Below are 1050 nucleotides of genomic sequence, written 5' to 3'. Positions count from 1 at the left end.
GTCCTAAGCTCTTACTTACCCAAAGCCCCTACTTGCCCAAAGCCATTGTCTTTGGCCCGCGCGCCAGTGCAATCCGGCCACCCATAACCAGCTCGCGCACACCAAAGGGATCAAGAACATCCAACAATGCACGCAACTTACCGGAGGTTCCGGTGGCCTCGATAACGACGGATTCTTTCGCGACATCAACGATGCGAGCGCGGAAAATATTCGCGGCGTCCACTACCTGCGGACGATTCGACGCATCAGCGGAGACTTTAACCAGCATGATCTGGCGTGCGATCGACTGTGATTCTTCCAGACGAACGACCTTCAACACCTCAATCAACTTGTTGAGCTGTTTGGTCACTTGCTCGATCACGACATCATCGGCATCAACGACAAGCGTCAAGCGGTTAATATCGGGCTTTTCAGTACGTCCCGACACCAGGGAAACCAACGAATAGCCGCGGCGTGTAAACAACTGCGCGACGCGCGAGACAATGCCGTCAACGTCCTGCACCAGGACGGAGAGCGTGTGGCGAGTGGTCTCAGTTGCAGCCATGGTTATTTCTCCTTGCTCTTCGATGCTTGGCTCTTCAATGCTTGATCTTGCGCCACCGGCTCTGCCGATTCTTGCTCTTGGACTGTTTCATGGATCTCTGCCGGAGACTCCCCCGCCGAGTTATCTTCGTCGAAAAGCGGGCGCAAATCCTTCGCGTACTGAATATCCGAGTTCGATGCACCAGCAGAGACCATCGGCCACACTTGTGCATCTTCACCAACCACAAAATCGATAACTACTGGGCGGTCATTGATCTCCCGCGCCTTCGCAATCGCCGGAGCAACCTCATCTTCGGTGGTCACGCGAATTGCGTAACACCCCATTGCCTCAGCCAGACCAACGAAATCAGGAACATATGCACTGTTGTCCTGCTTCAGTTTGGTATTCGAGTAGTGCTGGTTAAAAAATAGCGTCTGCCACTGGCGTACCATGCCCAAGTTGCCGTTGTTGATCAGCGCTACTTTGATGGGGAAGCCCTCCATAAAACACGTCGTCAGCTCCTGGTT

Annotated in this window: 2 protein-coding genes; both read right to left on the bottom strand. The window is 53.8% G+C overall.

The genetic code is table 11. The features are described from left to right. Positions 1-28: 28 nt before the first annotated feature. Positions 29-544: an acetolactate synthase small subunit gene (gene ilvN / locus RCH87_RS09460; protein WP_306516447.1), complete on the bottom strand. Its 516-nt coding sequence runs from the start codon at positions 542-544 to the stop codon at positions 29-31. A 2-nt stretch (positions 545-546) separates the two neighbouring features. After that, the coding region (locus tag RCH87_RS09455) for a thiamine pyrophosphate-dependent enzyme (RefSeq protein ID WP_306516446.1) at positions 547-1050 on the bottom strand (504 nt) is incomplete at its 5' end.

Origin of the sequence: Corynebacterium sp., assembly GCF_030826625.1 — a bacterium.
In the GTDB taxonomy this organism is placed as follows: domain Bacteria; phylum Actinomycetota; class Actinomycetes; order Mycobacteriales; family Mycobacteriaceae; genus Corynebacterium.
Note: the sequence above shows the minus strand (reverse complement) of the source record. Positions and strands in the feature narration are given on the sequence as shown.

Excerpts from the sequence above, each read along its gene's own strand:
- ilvN (WP_306516447.1), bottom strand. The coding sequence starts at position 544 with ATGGCTGCAACTGAGACCACTCGCCACACGCTCTCCGTCCTGGTGCAG.